The organism is Vibrio sp. 10N.247.311.49, from assembly GCF_041467655.1.
Taxonomy (GTDB): Bacteria; Pseudomonadota; Gammaproteobacteria; order Enterobacterales; family Vibrionaceae; genus Vibrio; species Vibrio crassostreae_C.
In genome coordinates, this window is sequence record NZ_JBFSVA010000026.1 from 12,821 (window position 1) to 37,853 (window position 25,033).

The following is a 25,033-nucleotide window of genomic DNA, read 5'->3' on the forward strand; positions in this document are numbered from 1 at the left end:
GAAAATTTCAAAAATTGGACGGACTTAACATTTTTAATAATTATAAATAAGCGAGAGTAAGGTTAACTATTCATATATATATTGGGTAAGAAATCTGGCTTTCTTATACCTTTTTAGCTCAATCAAACTTTTTAGCTTTACGAAATAAGAACTTATTTTTTTTTCAATTCAATCTATCGCAATGATAATTCGAATATTATTAAGGTTCAAAAATAGAAAAAGCCTGCATTTATTGAAAATGCAGGCTTCATATAGCTCTTGTTTATAAAGGTTCTATTATTAGAACGATTCCGTCTAAAGCGACAATCTTAATTTCGGTTCCAGATGGAATATCTTGACTGGCCTTTGCTGACCAAGAAGAGTCACCGAACTTAATTCGACAGCTACCTTTCTTTACGTCTTCACTTAAAATAACGGTTTGACCTACCAATTGCTTTTCTCTTTGGTTTAACTCTCGCCCTGCATCCGATTGCTTGTCATTCGAGAGTTGTCTTCTCCACCACAACCAAGTGGTAATAAGAGAGAAGCTAGCAAAGGACAGCCATTGCATCTGCCAACCAATTGGTAATGCTCCTAATAGGGCACCGACCAGCATGGCAGATATGCCTATCCATAAAAAGTAACCAGCGGTTCCAATTAGCTCAAGCGCTAACAATGCTAGACCAAACGCTAACCAATGCCAGTGGTTTACTTGTTCTAGTAATTCGACCATAAGTTAGTCCTTACTACCTTTGTCATTCTTATGTGCAAACATCTCCGCGATACCCGCTACAGAACCCATAAGGCCAGTTGCTTCGAGTGGTAGCATGATGATCTTGCCGTTTTCTGCTTGACCAATTGATTTCAGTGCGTCGGTGTAGCCTTGTGCAATGAAGTAATTGACCGCTTGCATGTCACCTTGAGCAATTGCCGTTGATACCATTTCTGTCGCTTTAGCTTCTGCTTCTGCGGCACGCTCACGGGCTTCTGCTTGCAATATTGCCGCTTGCTTCTCACCTTCTGCTTTCAGGATCTCTGATTGCTTGTGGCCTTCTGCTTTCAAGATCTCAGCTTGTCGTACACCTTCTGCTTCTAAGATATCAGCACGTTTATTACGCTCGGCTTTCATCTGGGCATTCATCGCAGCGGTCAGATCGGCTGGTGGCTGTACATCTTTGATCTCGATGCGAGTAACTTTTACGCCCCATGGGTTGGTTGCTTCATCCACGATATTTAGCAGCTTGGTATTGATCATGTCACGCTGGCTAAGCATTTCATCCAGCTCCATAGAGCCAAGTACAGTACGGATATTGGTGAGGGTTAAATTACGGATCGCATGCTCAAGGTCATTGACTTCATAAGCCGCTTTCGGTGCATCGATAACTTGTACGAAGCAGACAGCATCAATCATGACATTAGCATTATCTTTGGAGATGACTTCTTGTGCTGGGATGTCGAGAACACGCTCCATCATGCTGATGCGCTGTCCAACTTTATCAATAAATGGAATGATTAAGTTAAGACCCGGTTTAAGGGTGTGTGTGTATCGCCCGAAGCGTTCAACGGTCCAGTTGTTGCCTTGTGGAACGGTTTTTACGCCAGCGAAGATAAATAACAGTGCGACGGCAGTAAAGACGCCGATAGTAATCAAGGTATCAATAGGCATACAAAATCCTTTGCAAGTTTGAGTTTTTGATAGTTCAGTATTGATACTGGCTCATATTTAAATTCTGAGCAAATTTATAAACGAGAAATGGGCCATAAAATATTGATTTTATGGCCCATTTTACATTCTATTATGCGATAAACTAATTGATTGAATTGTCAATTTTCGATGTTTAATCTACGGCTTTTTAGGTTTAACTAGTAAAGCAGAGAGTACAGTTGTCGACGGTACTTACTGGCAACTGGGTTACCTTGTCCAAGCGCACTCAAGATGTCCATGAACTCTTTCTTCATGTCACCATCGAGAGCATTAAGATCTTTGGCTAGGAAAGACCATAATAGATCCATAGCTTCTTCACTGCGGTTCACTTGGTGATATTGCAATGCTAATTCAGATGCTGTTTTAGCGTCGCTCGGATTTTGCTGAAGAGCTGCTTCTAATGCTTGTATTTCAGGGCTGTCTGCTGCTTGTTTATGAAGTTTAAGCTTTGCAACTAAGCCTTTGTAGTAGTTGTCTTGGTACTCAAGAGGGATAGTTGCTAGCTGAGTTTCAGCAAGGTCAAATTGTTGCGTTTCTAACAAACACTCTGCGATCGCCAGTTTTACTTCACCTTTATTCGTCAGCTCTGCTGGAAGTTGCTGCATTGCTGCTAGTGCCTGTGTGTGCTCGCCAGCTTGCATTTGCTCAAGAGCCTGACGCAAAGCAAGTTCATCTTGGCTAGGAAGGTGTTTGCTGAGCATATCGACAATAGCTTCTATGCTTTGAGGGCCACCGAGCCCATCGACTGGCTGACCATTAACAAACAGTGCAATAGTGGGCAGTGCTTGAACACCAAACTGGCTAGCAATAGCTTGCTCTTGTTCGCAATTGAGCAGGGCTAAGGTGAAGGCACCGTTGTATTGCTGAGTTAAAGTTTGCAGTTCAGGAATGACTTGGGCGCTCTCTTGGCTCATTGGTGCCCCAAAATGGATGAGTACAGGGGTCTGCATCGAACCTTCTAATACTTGACGAAAGTTCTGCTCATTAAGTTCAACAATATGCGGAGATTGCATTTACGTTCCTTGAGGTTTGTTTTGTGGATACGTTGCAAATATGGGGGGGTTAGTCGGTAACTTCAAGATCTAACTCGGTTATCTCGGATAAAAAGAACCAAAAATAGAAAAACGCTATGCTTCGATGTTGATAGAGTTGTTATCTCAACATGGAAGGCATAGCGTTATCATCGAGGTAGTCAGTGAGGCGTTGCGTGAGATACTCAAAACAGTATAAACAGCGTAATTGCCAGACCCACACCTACCCAATTAAGGCGGTTTAAAGTCATGAGATTTCCAGAGTAGAACCATCAATTGGGAATAACTGATGGGATAGGATAATCATGACATCTTATTGTTACGGAAAAATTACATCGTTACATTAAAGTTTGCGACTCTGCATTCAAAGTTAGTAATTTATGCAGCTTTTCTCAAAATAGGGTCTAGCAAGCGACTCGGTAGAATCCTTTTCAATACCGCGAACACTTTAGTCGGGGTCGTAACTCGGTATCTTAGCTTGGGTTTGTCGGCGGTGAGAGCATGGAATACCGGCTCAATACAACTTTCTGGAGGCAGGACAAAAGCGTTATTCGATGATTCTTTTTCGAGTCGATCTTTTTGTTGTTGGTAAGCGTCTTGGTGGGCGCTGCCAGAAATGTTGATCCATTTATTGAACGCTTTCAAGGCATTGGTTCTAAATTGAGTCTCAATTGGCCCTGGTTGCAGTAATGAGATCTGTATACCGCTGCCATGCAGTTCTAATCGTAAGGTATCTGTCCAACCCTCAATCGCGAATTTAGAAGCATTATAAGCACCACGATACTTCATGGCTGCAAAACCTAATACGGAACTGTTTTGTACGATTCGACCTTCGCCACGCTCGCGCATGTGCGGAAGGATCTGACAGACGAGATGATGCCAACCAAAGAAGTTGGTTTCGAATTGTTCTCTGAGTCCTTGGGTCGGTAAGTCTTCTAGTGCCCCTGCTTGACCGTAAGCACCGTTATTGAATAATCCATACAATCCATTAGGTGCGAGATCAATAGCAAGCTTGGCGCCATGCTCAATACTTTCTTGGTTGGAAAGATCTAATTGAATACAGGTGAGGCCTTCATCTTGAAGGCGTTGAACATCTTGTGGATCACGACAAGATGCAATGACATGAAAACCACGCTTTTGAAGTGCATGAGCACATGTATAGCCAATACCTGTTGAGCAACCGGTAATCAGAATCGACTTGTTCACACTTAATCCTTTATTAGAGTCTCTATCGCTCTAGGGTAAAGAATTAGTCTTGATGTTGTAACAAGTTTTTTAGTGCTGGCTCGATTCTTGAGTAACTAAAGATGAATCCCATCTCAGTGAGTTTCTTCGGCTTGGAGCGAATGCTGTCAAATAGCAAACAAGATGATTCCCCCATGAGAATCGACATTGCCCATTTCGGCGTGAATAAGAAATGCGGTCGGCCTAATTGTTTCGCTAACGTGCTGCTGAACAGTTTGTTGGTCACAGGGTGAGGGGCACACATATTGAATTCCCCTTGAGCGTGGGGGAGTGACAACAAGTGATTGATGGCTCTCACCATATCGAGAATGTGAATCCATGGCATGTACTGCTCACCTGAACCTATTGGACCACCGACGCCGAGTTTATAAGGCAATAGCATCTTCTTGAGTGCGCCGCCATTCTCGCCAAGTACAACCCCTGTTCGCAGTAGTATCACGCGTGTGCTTTCTGATTGTGCTCTCTTGGCTATCTCTTCCCAGTGGGCACAGACTTTATGAGGAAAGCTTTCATCTTCTACTTGCAGTGACTCGTCAAATGGGTGCTGCTGTTGATCGCCATAGTAGCCGACGGCTGAACCGCTAATAAAAGCGTGTGGCGGGTTGTTACTGGCATGAATTAATTCGACCAGCTTTTCAGTGATGTGCCAGCGACTGTTACAGATCCTCTCTTTTTGCTCTGTACTCCAACGCTTATCGGCAATCGGTTCACCCGCGAGGTTGACCACCACATCAAAGTCATTGAGATCACTGAGCTCATCAAGGGATTGAATGTAATGAAGGTTGTTCTGGTTGAGGTGATTTAGGTTTTGCTTCGCATTTTCAGGACTCCGCGTCAGCAATGTCACGTCGTCAGTGTTCCAACTCTTGACCAATTCAGAGCCAATAAATCCAGTACCACCCGTTAACAATATCTTCATACCAATCTCCCTATTAAACATAATTATAGACATGGCTTGTTTTTAGTCGCCAATCAATACGAAAAAATCACTATAACGATCATAAGGTTTCAATCGTGTGATGCCCAAATTACGCCTTTTTCAATTTACAAAGGAGTGAAATTAAATTCATCAAGTCAGGATGTGTACCGTCATCACACTTATGCACTTTACTCGGATATGTTACCAACTGCGTAATATTTGTCACATAAGCAATGATAAGGATTTGCCATGATTATTATTAATTCATAATCAGCGACAAGGAATTGCGATGACGGCGGTGCTTGCTTTGTTTCGATCCATGTTAGGTAGCCTGAGGGATCTATTGCCAATCGTGGCGGTAATCGCTTTCTTCCAGCTTGCTGTCTTACAAGAGCCACTTCCTCATCTTTTATCTATTCTGACTGGCTTAGTGCTCGTCGTTTTTGGACTCACTTTCTTTATCTTTGGCCTTGAAATGGGGTTGTTTCCAATTGGCGAATCGATGGCTCAAGCATTTGCCAGAAAGGGGAGTGTGTTCTGGTTATTGATCTTCGCTTTTTGTTTGGGTTTTGGTACCACCATAGCCGAGCCAGCGTTAACCGCAGTCGCTGCCGAAGCCGCAGAAGTGGCAGCTGAGGGAGGTGTAATCCCCAATACGTTAGATGAAATGGAGCAGTATGCCAATGGCCTGCGCTTTACTGTGGCACTGTCAGTCGGTATCGCTATTTTACTCGGTGTGCTGAGAATCTTAAAAGGTTGGCCAATCCAGTACATGATCATCGGTGGATATATTGGAGTGGTCGTGCTCACTGCATTTGCTCCGGAAAACATCATTGGAATTGCGTATGACTCTGGTGGAGTAACGACATCGACGATCACCGTCCCATTAGTAACTGCGTTAGGGGTGGGTTTAGCCTCGGCAATTAAAGGGCGTAATCCGATGATAGATGGTTTTGGGTTGATCGCGTTTGCTTCGTTGCTGCCGATGATGTTTGTCATGGTGTACGGGATGGTGGTGACATGATCAGTGTTCAACAATTTATCGACACCTTTCTCGGCACTGTGATGGATGTGATCCCGATTGCGATCATCATCTTCGGTTTTCAGTTGGCGGTATTACGAAAGCCAGTCAATAACCTAGCCAAAGTGCTGATCGGTTTCTTCTACGTCATTCTTGGCTTATCACTCTTTTTGATGGGATTGGAGCTCGCGTTATTCCCTCTAGGGGAGACGATGGCAATGCAACTCACCGAGCCAAGCTTTTTGACTGAGTTTAAGATCAGTTCTGGTCTTGCTTTGGTTTGGTTTGATTATTACTGGGTTTACCTGTTTGCGTTTTGTATTGGTTTCAGCACCACGATAGCCGAGCCTTCTTTGATAGCTGTAGCGATTAAGGCGAACCAAGTTTCCGGTGGCAGTATCAGCGTCAATGGGCTGAGGATCGCCGTGGCATTGGGCGTTGCTATCGGTATCTCTCTGGGCAGCTACCGTATCGTTGCGGGTGACCCGATCCATTACTACATCATTTTTGGTTATGTCGTCGTGGTCATTCAAACCTTTTACGCCCCAAAACTCATTATCCCATTAGCCTACGATTCGGGTGGCGTCACTACATCAACGGTGACAGTCCCTTTAGTGACGGCGCTCGGGCTTGGACTTGCTTCAACCGTACCAGGAAGAAATCCTGTCATTGATGGCTTTGGATTGATCGCCTTTGCCAGCTTATTTCCCATCATTTCAGTGATGGGCTATGCCCAAATAACACAATGGTTAAACCGTTTACATACCTCTAAGGAGAGCAAAGATGCGCTTTAAACTTATCCTAGCGTTTGTAGAAGAGAGCAAGACCGACACTGTGCTCGATGCCGCGCGTGATGCGGGCGCGACTGGAGCAACGGTGATTAATAACGCCAGAGGGCAAGGCTTAAACCAAAAAACCACCTTCTTCGGCTTAACGTTAGAGGTGCAAAAAGATGTGTTGCTGTTTGTGGTTGAGGAACACTTAGCTAGGCATATTCTTGAAACTATTGGCGAAGTCGGCGAGTTTGACCAGGAGTCAGGACAAGGTATAGCGGTGCAGATCGATATCGAAGACGCAGTCGGGGTTGCGCATCAAGTCGAGACGTTAACAAAGGTTGTGGAGGATGAGCTATGAGTACCAGTGAAAAGATCCGAGTAGGCGATGTCATGGCCAATACGTATGTGATTATCGATGGGCTAACCACGGTGTTAGAAGCGATAGAGATGGCTAAAAAGCACAAAGTGAAGGCAATCATTGTCGATAAACGCCACGAAGATGACGAATACGGTATCGTATTGATGAATGACATTGCCAAGAAAGTACTGGCTAAGAACCGATCTCCAAAGCGAACCAATGTTTATGAGATCATGACCAAGCCAGCGCTAAGCGTGTCTGCTGAGATGAACGTAAAGTATTGCGCTCGCCTGTTTGAACGCTTTGGTATCAGTCGTGCGCCAGTAGTTCGTGATAACAAGATAGTCGGTATGGTTAGTTACAATAATATCGTGATCAATGGTATGGCGAGAGATGACGTGTAGCATTTAGATACGTACAATAGGCTCATAAATTTTATGGAGAAGTACGTGTGAAATTATTTTTTGCTTCAGACCTACACGGTTCGCTGCCAGCAACAGAAAAGGTATTAGAACTCTACCAAGCATCTGGTGCGCAATATTTAGTTCTATTGGGTGACATTCTGAATCATGGACCAAGAAATCCGATTCCAGAAGGATACAACCCGCCGGCGGTTGCAGATAAGTTGAATGCGTTTTCTCAAGAGATCATTGCCGTTCGTGGTAACTGCGATAGCGAAGTGGATCAGATGTTGTTGTCTTTTCCAATGATGATGGATTACTCGTGGGTGCTATTAGAATCAGGCCAGCGTATCTTCCTAACGCATGGCCATTTGTACAACACCAATAAACGCCCTGCGTTGAAGGCGGGCGATATCATTGCACACGGTCATACCCATATTCCTGTCGCCGAATACCAAGATGACATCTTTATCTTTAACCCTAGCTCGGTGACATTCCCACGAGAGGGACACGCGGCAAGCTATGGCATCTATGAAAACAATACCTTCAAAGTCATTAGCCTTGAAGGTGATGTTCTCGTGAGTGGTCAGCTTTAAATCATTGGATCGGCTGTGAAAGGCTTATTTTGAGTCCACGTGGCCGAGATCTCTGTCTGGAGCAATGATGTTTCGTACTCTTTGCTTCAGAACTTTCGCCTCTGGAAAACCGTCATCTGCTTTTCTTTCCCAAATCTGCACACCATTACAAAAGATTTCGAACCTGCCTCCTGTGTCTGGGTGTAAGCTCACTTGTTCAATTTCTTCGCTGAAGGTATGCAGTAGCTCTTGGCATAACCAACTAGAGCGAAGCATCCAATTGCATTGACGGCAATAGTGTATCGCGATTGTGGCTTTTGTTGCTGTCTCTTTCGCTGGCGCCAGATTAGGTTGTTCCGTTTTCATGGTTAATCCTTAAAATGCTACATCCGTAATTTGATACCAACGGCTAACAAAAAAGGGGCTTCATGCCCCTTTTTTCTATTGGTTTACCGTTTCATGGTATTCAGCTATTCATAAACAGTAAATTCATAAACAGTAAATAGCGATCCAATCTTAGTTTGAAAACAATACGGTAGAACCATGATTTAAGCTAGTCAGTAGCAGTGCCTTCGGGTTAACAATATCTATGCGGCGGCTTTGCTCTGCGTCCATCTTAATGACTTGAGTGATCAGCTCTAGCTGTTCTTCTGAAAAGTCTTGGCGCTGAGCCGAGGTCACATCTTTAAACTCCGTTGGCGAAACCAGTAAGTAGTTATCGTTAATATCCCACTGACCTGTTTCTGATATGTTGATCACATTCGCAGGTGCAGTTTGAGTGCTGTACAGCCTAACCACTGACATTCTCAGGTACGTACCATTTGGTAGGTATTTCGCATTCGATGATAGTTCAACTCTACGCAGCGGGCCGATTGCATCAGCTTGCTTGTTGTCGCTAATCAGAGTCACCATTTTCGATTGCCACTCATGCTGAGTGAGCAAGCGCTCTACTTTTGCGTCGCTGCCCCAATATAACCAACCACTTAAGAATGCAGATAGAACCAGTAAAATAATCGATACTTTTAATTTCATGTTACTGACCACCGTTACAAATGTCGTTTACATCCGACTGGTTTGCGTAAATTCTTAGGGTTACATTTTCGCTAGAGTAATCTTGCGGGTGAATGTAGTTGAGGGCAAGGTTGTTGGTTTGTCCACCTGTTGCAATCACCTCAGTCGGTTTCAGCATGCCAGTGTGATTAGTGTTGTAGCGCAATACACACTTCTCTATCGCAGGGAGCCAACTACTGAGATCAGGATGATTGATTGGGGTTTGAATCTTTACACCATCCACTTCAGTCAATGTTCTGAACTCGGATTCTGCGGGGTTAGTAAACGTTAAAACCAGAATTGGCATGATGAAAGCCGCAAGCAATAACGAAAACGCTAACCACTTATTGGTGCCTTTAACCGGGGTAGCAGTTGGTGTTGTTGCTGGTTCCACTTCAACTTTGGTTTCTTGAAACTTTGTAATTGACTCGGGCTCGACAGCTTCAGTCATTGCTTCTTCGGTCATTGTAGGCGTTGCAAACGTTAAGATAGGTTCTACGTCATTTTCTGCAATTTCAGCCGCTGCTGGCTGATCATTTGATGAAAGTGGTGCAGAGCGTTCAACGGTTGCAATAAATTGGTAACCGCGCTTTGGTACTGTTTTTACGAATTCAGGAGATTTAGTCGAGTCTTTGAGCATCTTTCTCAGAGTCGATACGGCTTGCGTTAAGCTTGAGTCATCCACCTCAAAGCCTTGGTCTCGCCAAACATACTCATGCAATTCATTGCGAGTGATAACTTCATTGGGTCTTTCTGACAGCATCAGGAGAATGCGGCTTTCATTGCTACCAAGACGAACGACTTCACCGTCGCTCATTTGATCAACAAGTGAATTGCTGTTTGGGTCGAATACGAACCGCTGTGCGAGAATAAACTTTGTGCCGATATTGCTCATTGAATTCTTCTATTTTTGATTGTTTTGGGTGCGAAATAGACAAATCTCAGGTGAAGTTCCGTTAATTCTTCACCAAATCATGGCTTCTTTTATGTTCTTTTATATTTATCAGACTCAAGGATAATAAAAACAGATCAAAAAAACAGTGTTTTTATGATTTTTGACCTTGAATTTACATTTGTCATCCTCATGTTAATGAACAGAAGAGTGGCATCAAGTGTTACGCCCCTATGATTATTCAACATAAAGTATAGATGTTTTGGAGTAAAAATGAGCGAAACGGCAACGCAAAATAAAGAGACTCGTGGCTTTCAATCTGAAGTAAAACAACTACTTCATCTAATGATTCACTCACTGTATTCAAATAAAGAAATCTTTCTACGTGAGCTGATCTCTAACGCATCTGACGCGGCTGATAAGCTCCGTTTTCAAGCTCTATCGAACGGTGACCTTTACCAAGGTGATGCAGATCTAGGTGTAAAACTTTCTTTCAACGCGGAAGCAAACACGTTAACCATTTCTGATAACGGTATCGGTATGAGCCGCGACAACGTTATTGAGCATTTAGGTACGATTGCTAAGTCAGGCACTGCAGATTTTTTCTCAAAGCTGTCTGAAGACCAAAGCAAAGACTCTCAACTGATTGGTCAATTTGGTGTGGGTTTCTATTCTGCATTCATCGTCGCAGACGCGGTAACGGTTCGCACACGTGCAGCTGGCCTGCCGAACAATGAAGCTGTTCAGTGGCACTCTGCAGGTGAAGGCGATTACACAATCGAAGACATCACTAAAGAGTCTCGTGGTACTGACATCGTTCTGCACATGCGTGAAGACGGTAAAGAGTTCTTAAATGAGTGGCGTCTGCGTGAAGTGATTGGTAAATATTCTGACCACATCGGCATTCCTGTTTCTATCTTCACAGCAGTGAAAGATGACGAAGGTAAAGACACCGAAGAGAAACATTGGGAACAGATCAACAAGGCGCAAGCACTTTGGACTCGTAACAAGTCTGATATCGAGAAAGAAGAGTACCAAGAGTTTTACAAACACGTATCTCACGACTTTGCTGATCCACTAACCTGGAGCCACAACAAGGTTGAAGGTAAGAACGATTACACAAGCCTGCTTTACATCCCAGCGAAAGCACCTTGGGACATGATGAACCGTGACCACAAGAGTGGCTTGAAACTTTACGTGCAGCGTGTATTCATCATGGATGACGCAGAGCAGTTCATGCCATCTTACATGCGTTTCGTTCGTGGCTTGATTGACTCAAACGATCTGCCATTGAACGTGTCTCGTGAAATCCTGCAAGACAACAAGGTAACTCAGTCTCTTCGTGGCGCATGTACCAAGCGTGTACTGACTATGCTTGAGCGCATGGCGAAGAATGACAATGATAAGTACCTAGAGTTTTGGAAAGAGTTCGGCCTAGTATTGAAAGAAGGCCCGGCTGAAGATATGGCGAACAAAGAGAAGATCGCTGGTCTACTTCGTTTCTCGTCAACGGAAGTGGATTCTGCTGAACAAACCATCAGCCTAGAATCTTACGTTGAGCGCATGAAAGAAGGCCAAGATAAGATTTACTACCTGACAGCAGATAGCTACGCTGCCGCTAAGAACAGCCCACACTTGGAGCAGTTCAAAGCTAAAGGTATTGAAGTGGTTCTAATGTACGATCGTATTGATGAGTACGTAATGAACTACCTGACTGACTTCGACGGTAAACAGTTCCAATCGATCACTAAAGCAGGCTTAGACCTAAGCAAGTTTGAAGGTGAAGAAGAGAAAGAGAAGCAAAAAGAGACAGAAGAAGAGTTCAAATCTGTTGTAGAGCGCACTCAATCTTACCTAGGTGGTCGTGTTAAAGAAGTTCGTACGACCTTCAAGCTAGCAACAACACCTGCGGTTGTTGTGACTGACGACTTCGAAATGGGCACGCAAATGGCGAAGCTTCTTGAAGCTGCGGGTCAAGCGGCACCGGAAGTGAAGTACATCTTCGAGATTAACCCTGAGCACGCACTGGTTAAACAGATGGCTGACGAAGCAGACGAGCAAGCGTTTAGTCGTTGGGTTGAGTTGCTACTTGGTCAAGCGATGCTGGCTGAAAAGGGCTCAATGGAAGATCCGTCACAATTCTTGGGTGCAATCAACGAGCTACTAACAAAGCGTTAGTCTTTCGACTTTAGGTTAAGCCAACAATTACAATAAAAAGCTCGCAAATGCGGGCTTTTTTTATGAACGTCGTTGAAAATTGACCTAACGTGGTCAACGTCACCGTTATCGTCACAACAAATGTTGTCGATGCATTCTTTAGTCGTAAATTCAGCCAAATTGAATATTAATGTGATAGAATGCTCGACCTAATCAGCTGGGGCTAAGAAGCGACTATCTCCAGTTGTATGATTTTTAAACGTTATACCGAAACTTACCGTTTTGCTTCTGTTCACAGTTTTGCTTAGCCTCAATGGTTACTTAACGCTTTCTGTTCATCCTAAAAATGAGCAAGAATGGAGGGATAGTGAGCTTCGGTATAAATCATAATTTTATAAGAGGATTAAACATGCGCATCATTCTTCTAGGTGCTCCTGGCGCGGGTAAAGGTACTCAAGCTAACTTCATCATGAACAAATTTGGTATCCCTCAAATTTCAACTGGTGACATGCTACGTGCTGCTATCAAAGCGGGTACTGAGCTTGGTAAGCAAGCAAAATCAGTAATCGACGCTGGTCAGCTAGTTTCTGATGAAATTATCCTTGGTCTTATCAAAGAGCGTATCGCTCAAGATGACTGTGAGAAAGGTTTCCTACTAGACGGTTTCCCACGCACAATCCCACAAGCTGATGGCCTAAAAGAAATGGGCATCGCTGTTGATTACGTTGTTGAATTTGACGTAGCTGACGATGTGATTGTTGAGCGTATGGCTGGTCGTCGTGCTCACCTTCCTTCTGGTCGTACATACCACACTGTGTACAATCCGCCTAAAGAAGAAGGTAAAGATGACGTAACGGGTGAAGACCTAGTGGTACGTGATGACGACAAAGAAGAAACAGTTCGTGCACGTCTAGGTGTATACCACGATCAAACAGCTCCGCTAATCTCTTACTACGGTAAAGAAGCTGAAACAGGCAACACTCAGTACCTTAAGTTTGATGGTACTAAGCAAGTTGCTGAAGTTAGTGCAGAACTTGAGAAAGCACTAGCATAATTGGCTAACAGCCAGTTTTAGAATTTGATATATTGGAAGCGACCTTAAGGGTCGCTTTTTTTGTTTCAATTTTTAGTACGATACCAATCTAGATAATTTGATTGCACATGATTCAGAACGGTTCAGACCCGATGGCAGTGGCTAGCAATTGAGAGTGGATGTTGTGTATCTCATATGAAGAGTGATTATTCAGACTTTCATTGAGGCGCAATGATCTTAAACTTATGCAGATTAGTATATTACTTTCCAGAAAATCACATATTGGTCTCAGGTATCTATGGAAAATAATAAAAAGCAGGGTGTTTTACTGGTGAACTTAGGAACTCCAGATTCGGCGACCCCCGCTGGCGTTCGTCGATTTTTGAGTGAATTCTTACACGACAAGCGAGTTGTAAACCTAACGCGTTGGCTTTGGTGTCCTATATTACATGGGGTGATTTTACCGATTCGCTCGCCTAAAGTTGCTAAGCTGTATCAGTCTGTCTGGATGGATGAAGGCTCACCACTGCTTGTGTACTCTCAAAGACAAGCTGAAAAGCTCCAGAAGAAGCTAGAGATGCCTGTTGCACTGGGTATGACCTATGGCAACCCAAGCCTAAAGACTGGTGTTGAGCAACTGATGGAGCAGGGCGTTGAGGACATCATCGTACTGCCTTTATATCCGCAGTACTCTGGTACAACCACAGCGGCGGTTTCTGATGGTTTAACCAAAGCCTTTAAGCAGATGCCAGTTATCCCGAGCTATCGCTTTATTCGCGACTACTACGCGCACCCAAGCTATGCCAAAGCATTGGCTGAAAGCGTCCGCAGTCATTGGGATAAAAATGGCAGAGCCGATCATTTAGTGTGTTCTTTCCACGGTATTCCGAAGCGACTGGCTGATGAAGGCGATATCTACCCTCAGCATTGTGAAGCGACAACAAAGCTGCTTGCGGCAGAGTTAGGTTTGTCAGCGGACGATATCACAATGACATACCAATCGCGATTTGGTCGAGAAGAGTGGTTGAAGCCATACACTGACGAGACACTTGAATCACTGCCGAGTAAAGGCATCAAGAAGATCGACATTATGGCACCTGCCTTTTCGGTTGACTGTTTGGAAACGTTGGAAGAGATTTCAGACCAGTGTAAAGAGACTTTCATTGACGCTGGTGGTTCGGACTTTAGCTACATTATGTGTCTGAACGACAGAGATTCGCACATCGATATGATGGCAGAGTTAGTGGCGCTGTATCGCTAACAGATGCTGAGCCTTGATTATGACTTATCGTTAGCATTAAGGCGCATAATACAAATAACAAAAGGGCTGCTCATTGAGCAGCCCTTTTTGATCAGGATATTTCGTTTTGAAACAGCTTGAGAGTTAAGCCGCAGATGTCTCTGTTGCTTGCTTAGCTTTAGGCTCTGCTTCAAGCGTCATGTTGGTTTCTACGCCGTGCATCCATGACACAAGCTTACCAGCACAAAGCAGCAGTAATATGCCACTCACCGTTGCTGTGATAGCAATACCACTGAAGATTGACATAGCACCAAGCTCACCAACGTGAGAACCAACCAGGCCTGCCACGTAGTTTGCCACCGCATTGAAGCCAAACCATGCACCCATCATCAATGATGCTAGGCGAAGCGGAGCTAACTTAGTGACCAACGACAGGCCAATAGGAGATAGACAAAGCTCACCAAGGGTATGGAAGAAGAAAGCGCCGACTAGCCATAGCATTGATGTTTTCACTGTTAGGTCACCGCCTTGCTCCATTACCGCGCCCATCATGCACACAAAGCCCAGTGCTAAGAAGAACAATGCCATTGCAAACTTCACAGGAGAGTTGGGTTCACGCTTACCCAGTTTCACCCAGAACGCAGCAATGATTGGAGCAAGTGTAATGATGAAGAATGGGTTCAAAGATTGGAACCACGCAGCAGGAACTTCAAAGCCACCAATCATACGGTCAGTATATTGTTGAGTGTAGATGTTCATTAGGCCGCCAGCTTGTTCAAAGCCCGCCCAGAATACAATCACGAACAGACCCATGATAAGAATCACTTTTAGTCTGTCGAACTCTTCTTTGGTCAGTGGCGCTTTTTCTTTAGATTTGTTCAGTGCTTTCGCTCTTGCAGCAGCAGGTACAGAACCGATGTTGCCTAACCAAGACTGAGCCATTGTCACTTGCATGATCAAGCTAATAACCATACCAATACCAGCGGCTAGGAAACCTGCTTTCCAACCGAATGAATCGACAGCAGCACCTGAAATTAATCCACCAAGCAGCGCACCTAAGTTGATGCCCATGTAGAAAATGGTGAAAGCACCGTCACGGCGGTTATCGCCTTCTTGGTACAGATCGCCAACCATGGTTGAGATGTTCGGCTTAAACATACCGTTACCACTGATTAGCAGTGCTAAACCAAGGTACAGAGCGTTCACTTGGTCTAAACCGATGAAGCCGTTAGGTAGAGCCAGTGTAAATTGGCCAAGTGCCATTAATACACCGCCAATCAGAATTGATTTACGCTGACCTAGGTAGTTATCGGCAATCCAGCCACCAATTAATGGTGTGATGTAGACTAAACCGGTGTAAATACCGTAGAGATCGAGTGCGTCTTTCGTTGACCAACCCAGTCCACCGTTGAGGGTAGTGTCAGTCAAAAATAAGACAAGGATGGCGCGCATCGCATAGTAAGAGAAACGTTCCCATAGCTCTGTGCTAAAAAGTAGAAATAGGCCTCTAGGGTGGCCAAAGATGTTGTGGTTGCTTGGCATAAGTTTTACTAATTTTAGGTATTAAAAGATTTTATGGTCATTCATGTATACACAGTGGGATAAAAGTCTGCAATAGACGTATTTTATGGTTACGACAACTTGGTTTAGCTAAGGTATTGATATTAATCATCTTTACTTTTAATGTTGCCCATTTTAAGTGTGCTGCAAACTAATTTTCCAGATTTGAGCTGGTTGGTTAATAACCTTTATTAAAGTCGTGTTGAATAAAAATCTTTAGATGCATTGCTCTGGTGTATCATTTTGAGTTTAAAGGGAGTGGTGTGCTCATTAGGTGGGGTATACATATGCTTACAACAATGAGTCTTTTGATCTCTAAATGATCTCTGTACAATGCTTAACCACTCCGACACCTATAACTTTTTGTTGATAAATTGGTCTGCTACGCATTATTTTTCGTTAGCAACGATTCATTTTATTAATGGCGATTCAACCGTTTTAGGCATGTGGTAAAATATCTAAAAATATAAAATGGCTAGTTAAATGAAACGTTGGTATTTGCTTTACTGTAAGCGTGGTGATCAAAAACGCGCTCAGCAGCACTTAGAGAATCAGGGGGTAGAGTGCTTTTACCCTCAAATAGAAGTCAAAAAGGTGGTGAGAGGGAAAGAAAAGCAGGTCAAAGAACCGCTGTTTCCGTCTTACATCTTTGTTCGCTTCGATTATGAGCAAGGTCCTAGCTTCACGACCGTTCGTTCAACACGTGGCGTTGTGGACTTTATTAAGTTCGGTTCACTGCCGCACGAGGTCCAAGGAGACTTGGTGTTTGAACTTAAAGAGTTTGAGAAGTGCTGCAGTAACGAAGTGGAAGATTGTTGTGTTGAGTTTGAATCTGGACAGGTAGTTAAGATTCATAGTGGCCAATTTGCTGGGGTTGAAGCTATTTTCGATCAGAAAGACGGTGAGGCTCGATCGATTATGCTGGTGAAAATGATCAGCCAAGTCGTTCCAATCAGTATTGAGAACGAAGCACTACAAGCTCGCGCATAACTGCAGTAATAAAAATAGGCTTAAAACAAAAGGCGCATAATGCGCCTTTTTTAGTCTTTAGGATTTGTTCAAAACGCTCTAAGCGTTGTAAGCATCGTTGTGAACGGCTTGTACTGCACGGCCTGATGGGTCGACACAGTTTTTGAATGACTCATCCCACTCAATCGCTTTCGCTGATGAACAAGCAACTGAAGGACCACCAGGTACACACTCTGCCGCAGATTCTAGAGGGAATAGCTCCTCAAAGATTTCACGGTAAGCATAACCTTCTTTGGTTGTTGGCGTGTTGTAAGGGAAACGGAACTTAGCAGCTTCCATTTGTTGATCCGTTACTTTTGCTTCAGCCGTTGCTTTTAATGTATCAATCCAATCGTAGCCAACACCATCAGAGAACTGCTCTTTTTGACGCCATGCGATTGAATCTGGTAGGTAGTCTTCAAAACACTCACGCAGGATGTGTTTCTCCATCTTACCGTCACCGCACATCTTATCTTCAGGGTTCAGACGCATTGCGACATCGATGAACTCTTTATCCAAGAATGGTACACGGCCTTCAACACCCCATGCCGCTAGCGATTTGTTTGCACGAGCACAGTCGAACATGCTTAGAGCAAGCAGTTTACGTACTGTCTCTTCGTGGAACTCTTTCGCGTTTGGCGCTTTATGGAAGTACAGGTAACCACCAAAGATTTCATCAGCACCTTCACCTGAAAGTACCATCTTGATGCCCATCGCTTTGATCTTACGAGCCAGCAAGTACATTGGCGTTGATGCACGAATCGTCGTTACATCGTAAGTTTCGATATGGTAGATAACGTCACGGATTGCGTCTAGGCCTTCCTGAATAGTGTAAGTCATCTCATGGTGCACAGTTCCGATCTTGTCCGCAACTTCACGAGCAGCGATAAGGTCTGGTGCGCCTTCAAGACCAACAGCGAACGAGTGCAGTTGTGGCCACCAAGCTTCAGATTGCTCATCATCTTCGATACGCATTGCCGCAAAGCGTTTTGCAACTGCTGAAGTAATTGATGAATCCAGGCCACCAGATAGAAGTACACCGTAAGGAACGTCAGTCATTAGTTGACGTTTAACGGCTGCTTCTAGCGCTTCAGTCAGTTCTTCTTTGCTTGTGCTGTTGCCTTGTACCGCAGCGTACTCGTTCCAATCGCGGATGTAGTAGCGTTGAGGTTCAGCATCTTTCGAAGAGTAGAAGCTACCTGGAGGGAATTCACTGATCGTCTTACATACTTCAACCAATGCTTTCATCTCTGAAGCCACGTAGTAGTTGCCGTGCTCATCGTAACCTTGGTAAAGCGGGATGATACCAATATGGTCGCGGCCCACTAGGTACTCGTCTTTCTCTTCGTCGTATAAAACGAATGCGAAAATACCGTTAAGCTCTTCTAGAAGGTCTGCACCCATCTCTTGGTATAGCGCTAGGATAACTTCACAGTCAGAATCAGTCTGGAACTGGTACTTATCTTCATAGCGTGCACGAAGTTCTTTGTGGTTATAAATTTCACCGTTTACTGCAAGAATGTGCTTTTTGTCTTGACTGTATAGTGGTTGAGCACCACTGTTCAAGCCAACAATAGCAAGACGTTCATGAGCAAGGATTGCTTTTTCACCAGCATAGATACCAGACCAGTCTGGACCACGGTGACGAAGCTTCTTAGACATTTCTAAAGCAATAGGGCGAAGTGCTGCGGCATCACTTTTAATGTCGAGAATGCCAAATACTGAACACATAGAACTTCCTTTTAAATAATTTCCAAATCAACTGCATTCAATTTGCCATTCTGGCTAAAAAAAGCAACCGGATGTGAGCAAAAAAATAATATAAAGGGTGTTCTGTTAGAAATTATCTAATTTTTATGTGCTTTTGGTGTGTGATGTTTAATTGCGGTTGGTTTTTTAAACAAAAACCTCTCAAAAGTGCGAAAAATAGGCAGTTTTGAGAGGTTTAGTTGAACACTGTCTAATACTAGATTTTATTGATATTTGGATTTAACTGTTCGCAAACGTGGCGAGCAAAACCACTACCAGCCTCGCTGTAAATGTTAAATGCCGCATCAACGCCATTCTCTTTCAGTGTTTCGAGTTGATCGGGATATTCAGCAATAGCCGCAATTTGGCCTTTAAAGTTACGTGACTTTAATTGTTCTAAAGCGGTTTGATTACCTTGGTGGTGAGGCATTGCCAAAATCACCAGCTTTACGTTTGCTGTATCTAGAATTCGCTCCCAGAAATCTGGGTCAGTCGCGTCGCCAGAAATCACGTTTCTGCCTTGGCTTCTGTGGTTGTGCGCGGCTTCTTCACGCACTTCTACACCTAGGCTGACCTTGCCATAGCGAGTACGTAATTCGTCATAAGCACCGGTACCAATTCGGCCCATACCTAGAATAAGCACTTGGGCACGACCAGGGTCAATTCGCTTATCACGTCGGTGAAGCTTTTCTGACGCATGCTCTTTTAGCCATTTACCTGACTGCTGATAAAGCTTATGACCAGCTCGGTTTAAAGGAGCAGCGATTAGAAAAGACAGTGAAACTGCAATGGCAACGGCAACTAAGATATCACCCGACATCCAACCCATCTTGAAGGCGAGACCACCAACGATGAGGCCAAACTCGCTATAGTTAAACAGTGATAGCGAGGCAAGTAGAGACGTTCGAACACGGAACTTGAAGCGGTTGAGTACCAAGAAGTAGAGAACACCTTTCACTGGCAGCATCAGCAAGAACAAGATTGCGAGCATAAAGCCTTGAATGGTTGGTTGCTCTGACAGACCAATATTCAAGAAGAAACAGACAAGGAAAAGTTCTTTAAGGTTAAACAGCGACTTTGATAATTCTGAGGCTTTTGGGTGACCAGCAAGTAACATACCTAGAACAAGAGCCCCCAAATCTGGTTTCACACCAACCAAATGGAATAAACCAGCACCGACGACTAATGCGAAGAAGATGCCGGAAAGAACCAGCATCTCACCGTGACCAACCCAATCGAGCACTTTGTAGAACAGTGGGCGTAATAAGGGTAGGGCAAACAGAGCAATTGCATACCACTCAGGTATTTTGCCCGTAGAAGCCGTTAAGAATACTACGGCGAAGATATCCTGCATGACCAAGATACCAATCGCTAACGTTCCGTAGGTCGCATTCATTTCGCCTTTCTCTTGCAGAGTCTTAACCGCAAATACAGTACTAGAGAATGAAAGAGCAAAACCGAGCAGAACGATCTGTTCTACCGACATGGCAGCTAGCGATGAAATACCTAAGAACTTAAAGCCAAACAGGGCGACGGCGAAAAACAGAGTGGACAAAAGGTTGTGGATTGTCGCGCCAGCCCAGATCTCTTTAGAGAGTAGGGTTTTGATATCGAGCTTTAAGCCGATAGTAAATAGAAGCAGCGTGACACCAAGGTCAGCTAAAGTAATGATGGTGTCATTGGTTTCAAAGCCAAAGGCAAAAAGCCCAAAGCCTGCAACCAAAAAACCAACTAATGGGGGAAGGTGACACTTTAAAGCAATAAATCCTGCGATAAACGCAGTGGATATTAATATAAGTTCCATAACTTGTTGTTGTAGTTCCCTAGCTTAAAAAAACGGGCCGTGTTTATACAAACACGGCCCGCGGAAAATCAGAATTGTTTTCTCTAGTCTTCGAGAAGCTTCTGCAGTAACACGCCGTTAAGCATGGCGCGCTTAATCATAGCAAAAGCTCCCATCGTAGGATGTTTATCGATCTGTGATGCTACAATAGGCAGGCCGCTATGGAAAGTCGTTAACGACTGATTCTCTACATTGCGCTTAATTGCAGGAAAAACAATCTCTTGTGCCTTGGTAATATCACCAGCAATGATAACTTTTTGAGGGTTAAATAAGTTAATCGTCATCGCGATAGCCTTACCTAACTGGTTTCCTACTCGAACTAAGCTTTGCTTGGCTAGCTCATCACCATTAATCGCGTGGTCACAAACGTCTTGAATCGTAATATGCTCAAGCTCTGTTAAAGAAGACTCATAGCCTTGTTTAATCAGCTTCTGCACGCGTTCAACGATAGCTGGGTTTGCCGCTACTGTTTCAAGACAGCCGAAGTTACCACATTGGCATTGCTCGCCTAGCGGATCAATTTGGATATGACCAATTTCACCCACATTACGGTTATGACCTAGGAAAACCTGACCATTAACGATAATACCTGCACCTGTACCACGGTGAACACTGACCAAAATAGAATCTTGGCTATCTTTACTTGCACCGAAGTAGTGCTCAGCAAGCGCCATTCCACGAACATCGTTACCAACAAAACAAGCAACATGGAATGTATCGCGAATAATGTCGCTTAATGCGAGGTTATCGATGTCGGTATTCGGCATGTACTCAACAACACCGGTCGTTGGGTTAACCAAGCCTGGAAGCGTGACACCAATAGCAATCAGTTGATCGATCTTTGGTTGATGCTCAGCAATGAAAGCTTTGAGGTTATTGACCAAGCCTTGGGTAAGGTCTGATTGGTCTGAATAATTCAGGTCTTGCTGTTGGAAAGCCAATTCACGACCACCAAGGTCATGCAGGCTTATTTGAATGTAGTCTCGACCCAAACGCACAGCAACAGAATGAAAAGGCTCTACTTCTGTGGTTAGGGAGATAGCGCGTCTACCGCCAGTAGACGCTTGCTGCGCAACCTCTTTAATTAGGCCGCGCTCTAAAAGTTGGCGGGTAATTTTTGTAACACTTGCCGGTGCGAGTTGGCTTACATCAGCCACTTGTATACGACTGATAGGTCCCTGTTGGTCTATAAGTCGGTATACCGCCGCACTGTTTAGTTGTTTAACTAAGTCTACGTTACCTATTTGTCCGCCATTCATACTTAATTGTGCTCGTATTGTCCGTTAACAACAGTCGCTTTAACGTTAAAGTCTCGGTCAAATACAGCTAGGTTTGCAACCATGCCTTTTTTGATTCGACCTAGCTTGCTTTCTACACCGATAGCCGTAGCTGGGTATAGCGTAGCCATGCGAAGAGCTTCGTCTAAAGCGATACCAGCGTGCTCAACTGTATTCTGAACTGCTTCAATCATAGTCAGAGCTGAGCCGCCCAGTGTGCCGTTTTCATCAACACACTTACCATCACGGTAATATACTTTCTTACCGACAAAAATAAAGTATTCCATGTCAGCACCTGCAGGAGCTGTGGCATCCGTCACTAATACCAACTTTTCTCCCTTGATTTTATGCGCAATTCTGATGTTTGCGTAATCAACGTGGAAGCCGTCGGCAATAATGCCAGCGTAAACCTCAGGAGTATCGTAAATCGCGCCAACAACGCCAGGCTCACGACCAACCATCGGCGTCATTGCATTGAACAGGTGAGTGGCGAACGTGATACCAGATTCGAAACCTTGACGCGCTTCTGCGTAAGTTGCGTTGGTGTGGCCGATAGAAACGACAACGCCAGCTTTGTGCAGGCGTTCGATGTGTTCAGGGTCGTTAAGCTCTGGAGCCAATGTTACTTTTGCAACAAGGTCACGGTTCTCACAGATAAGCTCAATCATTTCGTTGTCAGATTTACGAATGTGATCGACGCTATGGATGCCTTTTTTCGCAACGTTTAGGTAAGGGCCTTCAAGGTGCAGACCTAAAGATTGGTTTTGGTACTGGTTATGGTATTCACGAGCTGCCGTAATAACCGCACGCATATCTTCGTCTGAAGAGGTGATAAGCGTTGGTAGGAAGCTAGTACAGCCAGATTTCAGGTTTGCTTTGTGCATGATCTGCATGGTTTCTGCAGTGATCTCATCGTTAAGCATTACACCGCCACAACCATTCAGTTGTAGGTCAATGAAACCTGGGCTTAGGTTTGCTCCGTCTAGGTCGCGAAGCTCGATTCCTTCTGGCAATTCAGAGATAGGACAGACTTTTTTGATCAGTTCGTTTTCAATTACAACAGCATGATCGGTTAGAACATCACTACCAGTGTAAATTTTACAGTTACTTAGCGCGTACATAGTCAGCTAATCCTTATTTCGTGAGATCTTTTAAATTCGTTCGTTACCTAAATGCGGACTTAGTTTGCGAGCATCATTTACGTAACGATTTATCTTTTATGGGCAAACGGCTTCAAAATGAGAAGCGATTTAAGTTGTTGAAAAACATATGAACAATTGATTTTTATTATACATTTAGGTCCATCAATAATGATTATTCACGGTGCTCTATAAGCCCGGAGTTACCATCTTTTTGCCTAATGATTAGATTTGGATTTTATCCATAAATGTTCATTTTTTTGAATGATAAAATAAGTTTTATGATCTCGCTAGCAAAAACCTCTGGATTTGGTAAAAACTGGTGATTAGGATCACAAATGGTAAGGTTTTAATTTGCGGAGCAAAATTAATTGAATACACTGAATAGGACTAAATTGAGCGACTAAAATAAGTTTCTCAAACGAATTCTAAAAAATCCTATAGGGGGAAACAACTGGTGAATATTCTAGGATATGCGCAGAAGCTTGGTAAGGCGTTAATGCTACCAATCGCAACGCTTCCGATTGCGGCATTGCTGCTACGTCTGGGTCAACCAGACTTACTCGATATCGCATTCATGGCATCTGCTGGTAACGCAATCTTCAGTCAACTACCATTATTGTTTGGTTTGGGTATAGCTATTGGTCTTTCTAAAGACGGTAACGGCGCAGCAGGTCTTGCTGGTGCAGTTGCTTACTTTGTTCTGACAGCAACCGCAACAAACATCGATGCTAGTGTAAATATGTCATTCTTCGGCGGTATCTTTGCAGGTATCATCGCAGGTCACTCTTACAATGCATTCCACGCGACTCGTCTTCCAGAGTGGCTAGCATTCTTCTCTGGCAAACGTCTAGTTCCTATTATGGCTGGTCTATTTGCTCTAGTTGCTGGCGCAATCTTTGGTGTTGTATGGCCTGCTGTTCAATCTGGTCTAGATGCACTTGCTCACGCAGTTTCAACGTCTGGCGCTATCGGTCAATTTGTTTACGGTACTCTTAACCGTGCACTTATCCCAGTAGGTCTACACCATGTACTGAACTCGTACTTCTGGTTCGGTATGGGCTCTTGTCAAGAAATCATCGTTGCTGGTCAAGGCGCATTCGCTGGTATCACTCAACTTTGTGTTGACCCTGCACTGGCTAAAACACTAGTTGTTGGTCAAGAGCACACGTTCACATTCGCTAACTCTGTTACTCCAGAAATCACAACTGTTGTGAAAGAAGTGACTGAAACAGTTAAATCTGGCGACCTACACCGTTTCTTCGGTGGTGATAAAGGTGCTGGCGTATTCATGAACGGTTTCTTCCCTGTAATGATGTTTGGTCTACCAGGTGCTGCACTTGCAATGTACCTAGCTGCTCCTGCTGAAAAACGTAGCCAAGTTGGTGGCGCACTATTCTCAGTTGCATTCTGTTCATTCCTAACAGGTATCACAGAGCCGCTAGAATTCATGTTCGTATTCCTAGCTCCTGCTCTATACGCAATGCACGCTGTATTTACAGGTTTGTCTCTAGTAGTTGCTAACATGTTTGGTACTCTGCACGGTTTCGGTTTCTCTGCTGGTCTTATCGACTTCGTATTGAACTGGGGTCTAGCAACTAAACCATTCGTACTACTACTAATCGGTCTTGGCTTCGGTGCTCTATACTTCTTCACTTTCTCTTTCGCAATCCGCGCTTTCAACTTGAAATCGCCAGGTCGTGAAGATGATGACGAAGCTGTTGCAGCTCCTGCTGGCGAAGCACCAAAGGGCGACCTTGCACGTCAATACCTGAAAGCTCTAGGTGGTCACGACAACCTAACTTCAATCGACGCTTGTATCACTCGTCTACGTCTAACTCTTAAAGACCGCTCTGTTGCAGATGAAGTTGTTCTTAAGAAACTTGGTGCTAAAGGTGTGGTTAAACTAGGTGAAAACAACCTACAGGTTATCCTAGGCCCACTAGCTGAAATCGTAGCTGGCGAAATGAAAGCTATTGGTGCAGGCGAAGACCTATCTGATGTAAAACTTCCACAGTAAGGGAAGTACTTAATTAAGACGTAAAGTTACTCTTAAGTAAGTGTCAAATTGAAAG

23 protein-coding genes are annotated in these 25,033 nt (G+C 44.1%); 10 read left to right on the forward strand and 13 right to left on the reverse strand.

The window, feature by feature from the left end:
• Nucleotides 1-262 precede the first annotated feature (262 nt).
• The 5 genes from AB6E54_RS19340 to AB6E54_RS19360 all read right to left on the reverse strand — a co-directional run bounded on the left by AB6E54_RS19340 (nt 263) and on the right by AB6E54_RS19360 (nt 4,879).
• Nucleotides 263-712 carry an NfeD family protein gene (locus AB6E54_RS19340; protein ID WP_017061926.1) on the reverse strand — a complete coding sequence of 150 codons (450 nt, stop codon included), beginning with the start codon at nt 710-712 and terminating at the stop codon, nt 263-265.
• Nucleotides 713-715: 3 nt separating this feature from the next.
• Nucleotides 716-1,645, reverse strand: coding sequence for an SPFH domain-containing protein (locus AB6E54_RS19345; RefSeq protein WP_102332549.1), 930 nt, complete (start codon nt 1,643-1,645; stop codon nt 716-718).
• Nucleotides 1,646-1,842: 197 nt separating this feature from the next.
• Nucleotides 1,843-2,697 (reverse strand): co-chaperone YbbN, encoded by an 855-nt coding sequence (locus AB6E54_RS19350; protein ID WP_102332548.1) that lies wholly within the window; start codon nt 2,695-2,697, stop codon nt 1,843-1,845.
• A 396-nt stretch (nt 2,698-3,093) separates the two neighbouring features.
• Nucleotides 3,094-3,921, reverse strand: coding sequence for an SDR family oxidoreductase (locus tag AB6E54_RS19355; protein ID WP_017061923.1), 828 nt, complete (start codon nt 3,919-3,921; stop codon nt 3,094-3,096).
• A gap of 43 nt (nt 3,922-3,964) precedes the next feature.
• Entirely contained in the window at nt 3,965-4,879 is a 915-nt protein-coding gene (locus AB6E54_RS19360) for a TIGR01777 family oxidoreductase (RefSeq protein WP_102332547.1), read from the reverse strand.
• Nucleotides 4,880-5,168: 289 nt separating this feature from the next.
• Between AB6E54_RS19360 and AB6E54_RS19365 the strand changes: the two genes are divergently transcribed.
• Genes AB6E54_RS19365 through yfcE form a run of 5 tightly spaced genes read left to right on the forward strand, consistent with a single transcriptional unit; the run spans nt 5,169 to nt 8,031 of the window.
• Nucleotides 5,169-5,903: a DUF1538 domain-containing protein gene (locus tag AB6E54_RS19365; protein WP_017072437.1), complete on the forward strand. Its 735-nt coding sequence runs from the start codon at nt 5,169-5,171 to the stop codon at nt 5,901-5,903.
• The gene (locus AB6E54_RS19370; RefSeq protein ID WP_017066002.1) at nt 5,900-6,694 is read left to right on the forward strand and encodes a DUF1538 domain-containing protein; all 795 of its coding nucleotides are present in this window, start codon (nt 5,900-5,902) and stop codon (nt 6,692-6,694) included. Before AB6E54_RS19365 ends, AB6E54_RS19370 begins: the two co-directional genes overlap by 4 nt.
• Nucleotides 6,684-7,034, forward strand: coding sequence for a P-II family nitrogen regulator (locus AB6E54_RS19375; protein WP_017062207.1), 351 nt, complete (start codon nt 6,684-6,686; stop codon nt 7,032-7,034). The genes AB6E54_RS19370 and AB6E54_RS19375 overlap by 11 nt, the downstream gene beginning before the upstream one ends.
• Nucleotides 7,031-7,438, forward strand: coding sequence for a CBS domain-containing protein (locus AB6E54_RS19380; protein ID WP_017062206.1), 408 nt, complete (start codon nt 7,031-7,033; stop codon nt 7,436-7,438). The genes AB6E54_RS19375 and AB6E54_RS19380 overlap by 4 nt, the downstream gene beginning before the upstream one ends.
• A gap of 47 nt (nt 7,439-7,485) precedes the next feature.
• The gene (gene yfcE / locus AB6E54_RS19385) at nt 7,486-8,031 is read left to right on the forward strand and encodes a phosphodiesterase (RefSeq protein ID WP_017068995.1); all 546 of its coding nucleotides are present in this window, start codon (nt 7,486-7,488) and stop codon (nt 8,029-8,031) included.
• Between the two features lie 24 nt (nt 8,032-8,055).
• Here the strand turns inward: yfcE and AB6E54_RS19390 are convergent, their stop codons facing one another.
• The 3 genes from AB6E54_RS19390 to AB6E54_RS19400 form a co-directional block, all read right to left on the reverse strand.
• Nucleotides 8,056-8,376: a SelT/SelW/SelH family protein gene (locus tag AB6E54_RS19390; protein ID WP_017062204.1), complete on the reverse strand. Its 321-nt coding sequence runs from the start codon at nt 8,374-8,376 to the stop codon at nt 8,056-8,058.
• A gap of 150 nt (nt 8,377-8,526) precedes the next feature.
• Nucleotides 8,527-9,042 carry a regulatory protein ToxS gene (locus AB6E54_RS19395; protein ID WP_102332546.1) on the reverse strand — a complete coding sequence of 172 codons (516 nt, stop codon included), beginning with the start codon at nt 9,040-9,042 and terminating at the stop codon, nt 8,527-8,529.
• 1 nt (nt 9,043) lies between these two features.
• The gene (locus AB6E54_RS19400) at nt 9,044-9,955 is read right to left on the reverse strand and encodes a transcriptional regulator (protein WP_102332545.1); all 912 of its coding nucleotides are present in this window, start codon (nt 9,953-9,955) and stop codon (nt 9,044-9,046) included.
• A 270-nt stretch (nt 9,956-10,225) separates the two neighbouring features.
• On the opposite strand from AB6E54_RS19400, the gene htpG reads away from it, so the two are divergent.
• From htpG to hemH, 3 genes are all read left to right on the forward strand, one after another.
• Nucleotides 10,226-12,130: a molecular chaperone HtpG gene (htpG, locus tag AB6E54_RS19405; RefSeq protein WP_102332544.1), complete on the forward strand. Its 1,905-nt coding sequence runs from the start codon at nt 10,226-10,228 to the stop codon at nt 12,128-12,130.
• 388 nt (nt 12,131-12,518) lie between these two features.
• Complete coding sequence (gene adk / locus AB6E54_RS19410) at nt 12,519-13,163, forward strand: adenylate kinase (protein WP_372106394.1); 645 nt, start codon at nt 12,519-12,521, stop codon at nt 13,161-13,163.
• A 277-nt stretch (nt 13,164-13,440) separates the two neighbouring features.
• The gene (hemH, locus tag AB6E54_RS19415) at nt 13,441-14,403 is read left to right on the forward strand and encodes a ferrochelatase (RefSeq protein ID WP_017063404.1); all 963 of its coding nucleotides are present in this window, start codon (nt 13,441-13,443) and stop codon (nt 14,401-14,403) included.
• Nucleotides 14,404-14,526: 123 nt separating this feature from the next.
• On the opposite strand, the gene AB6E54_RS19420 is transcribed toward hemH, so the two are convergent.
• Complete coding sequence (locus AB6E54_RS19420; protein WP_017062198.1) at nt 14,527-15,924, reverse strand: peptide MFS transporter; 1,398 nt, start codon at nt 15,922-15,924, stop codon at nt 14,527-14,529.
• A 501-nt stretch (nt 15,925-16,425) separates the two neighbouring features.
• On the opposite strand from AB6E54_RS19420, the gene rfaH reads away from it, so the two are divergent.
• The gene (gene rfaH / locus AB6E54_RS19425; RefSeq protein WP_372106393.1) at nt 16,426-16,932 is read left to right on the forward strand and encodes a transcription/translation regulatory transformer protein RfaH; all 507 of its coding nucleotides are present in this window, start codon (nt 16,426-16,428) and stop codon (nt 16,930-16,932) included.
• Between the two features lie 78 nt (nt 16,933-17,010).
• Here the strand turns inward: rfaH and asnB are convergent, their stop codons facing one another.
• The 4 genes from asnB to nagA all read right to left on the reverse strand — a co-directional run bounded on the left by asnB (nt 17,011) and on the right by nagA (nt 22,940).
• Nucleotides 17,011-18,681: an asparagine synthase B gene (asnB, locus tag AB6E54_RS19430; protein ID WP_372106391.1), complete on the reverse strand. Its 1,671-nt coding sequence runs from the start codon at nt 18,679-18,681 to the stop codon at nt 17,011-17,013.
• 235 nt (nt 18,682-18,916) lie between these two features.
• A complete protein-coding gene (locus AB6E54_RS19435; protein WP_017062195.1) occupies nt 18,917-20,503 on the reverse strand; it encodes a cation:proton antiporter family protein in 1,587 nt (528 codons plus the stop codon).
• 83 nt (nt 20,504-20,586) lie between these two features.
• Nucleotides 20,587-21,801 carry an ROK family protein gene (locus AB6E54_RS19440; protein ID WP_017062194.1) on the reverse strand — a complete coding sequence of 405 codons (1,215 nt, stop codon included), beginning with the start codon at nt 21,799-21,801 and terminating at the stop codon, nt 20,587-20,589.
• A 2-nt stretch (nt 21,802-21,803) separates the two neighbouring features.
• The gene (nagA, locus tag AB6E54_RS19445; protein ID WP_017062193.1) at nt 21,804-22,940 is read right to left on the reverse strand and encodes an N-acetylglucosamine-6-phosphate deacetylase; all 1,137 of its coding nucleotides are present in this window, start codon (nt 22,938-22,940) and stop codon (nt 21,804-21,806) included.
• A 475-nt stretch (nt 22,941-23,415) separates the two neighbouring features.
• Here nagA and nagE point away from each other — a divergent pair, with 475 nt between their 5' ends.
• Nucleotides 23,416-24,978: an N-acetylglucosamine-specific PTS transporter subunit IIBC gene (gene nagE / locus AB6E54_RS19450; RefSeq protein WP_372106389.1), complete on the forward strand. Its 1,563-nt coding sequence runs from the start codon at nt 23,416-23,418 to the stop codon at nt 24,976-24,978.
• Nucleotides 24,979-25,033: the final 55 nt, after the last annotated feature.

What these genes read in the sequence shown, in the direction of transcription:
- AB6E54_RS19340 (WP_017061926.1), bottom strand. Translation starts at nt 712, where the DNA reads ATGGTCGAATTACTAGAACAAGTAAACCACTGGCATTGGTTAGCGTTT.
- AB6E54_RS19345 (WP_102332549.1), bottom strand. Translation starts at nt 1,645, where the DNA reads ATGCCTATTGATACCTTGATTACTATCGGCGTCTTTACTGCCGTCGCA.
- AB6E54_RS19350 (WP_102332548.1), bottom strand. Translation starts at nt 2,697, where the DNA reads ATGCAATCTCCGCATATTGTTGAACTTAATGAGCAGAACTTTCGTCAA.
- AB6E54_RS19360 (WP_102332547.1), bottom strand. Translation starts at nt 4,879, where the DNA reads ATGAAGATATTGTTAACGGGTGGTACTGGATTTATTGGCTCTGAATTG.
- AB6E54_RS19365 (WP_017072437.1), top strand. Translation starts at nt 5,169, where the DNA reads ATGACGGCGGTGCTTGCTTTGTTTCGATCCATGTTAGGTAGCCTGAGG.
- AB6E54_RS19370 (WP_017066002.1), top strand. Translation starts at nt 5,900, where the DNA reads ATGATCAGTGTTCAACAATTTATCGACACCTTTCTCGGCACTGTGATG.
- AB6E54_RS19375 (WP_017062207.1), top strand. Translation starts at nt 6,684, where the DNA reads ATGCGCTTTAAACTTATCCTAGCGTTTGTAGAAGAGAGCAAGACCGAC.
- AB6E54_RS19380 (WP_017062206.1), top strand. Translation starts at nt 7,031, where the DNA reads ATGAGTACCAGTGAAAAGATCCGAGTAGGCGATGTCATGGCCAATACG.
- AB6E54_RS19390 (WP_017062204.1), bottom strand. Translation starts at nt 8,376, where the DNA reads ATGAAAACGGAACAACCTAATCTGGCGCCAGCGAAAGAGACAGCAACA.
- AB6E54_RS19395 (WP_102332546.1), bottom strand. Translation starts at nt 9,042, where the DNA reads ATGAAATTAAAAGTATCGATTATTTTACTGGTTCTATCTGCATTCTTA.
- AB6E54_RS19400 (WP_102332545.1), bottom strand. Translation starts at nt 9,955, where the DNA reads ATGAGCAATATCGGCACAAAGTTTATTCTCGCACAGCGGTTCGTATTC.
- htpG (WP_102332544.1), top strand. Translation starts at nt 10,226, where the DNA reads ATGAGCGAAACGGCAACGCAAAATAAAGAGACTCGTGGCTTTCAATCT.
- adk (WP_372106394.1), top strand. Translation starts at nt 12,519, where the DNA reads ATGCGCATCATTCTTCTAGGTGCTCCTGGCGCGGGTAAAGGTACTCAA.
- hemH (WP_017063404.1), top strand. Translation starts at nt 13,441, where the DNA reads ATGGAAAATAATAAAAAGCAGGGTGTTTTACTGGTGAACTTAGGAACT.
- AB6E54_RS19420 (WP_017062198.1), bottom strand. Translation starts at nt 15,924, where the DNA reads ATGCCAAGCAACCACAACATCTTTGGCCACCCTAGAGGCCTATTTCTA.
- rfaH (WP_372106393.1), top strand. Translation starts at nt 16,426, where the DNA reads ATGAAACGTTGGTATTTGCTTTACTGTAAGCGTGGTGATCAAAAACGC.
- asnB (WP_372106391.1), bottom strand. Translation starts at nt 18,681, where the DNA reads ATGTGTTCAGTATTTGGCATTCTCGACATTAAAAGTGATGCCGCAGCA.
- AB6E54_RS19435 (WP_017062195.1), bottom strand. Translation starts at nt 20,503, where the DNA reads ATGGAACTTATATTAATATCCACTGCGTTTATCGCAGGATTTATTGCT.
- AB6E54_RS19440 (WP_017062194.1), bottom strand. Translation starts at nt 21,801, where the DNA reads ATGAATGGCGGACAAATAGGTAACGTAGACTTAGTTAAACAACTAAAC.
- nagA (WP_017062193.1), bottom strand. Translation starts at nt 22,940, where the DNA reads ATGTACGCGCTAAGTAACTGTAAAATTTACACTGGTAGTGATGTTCTA.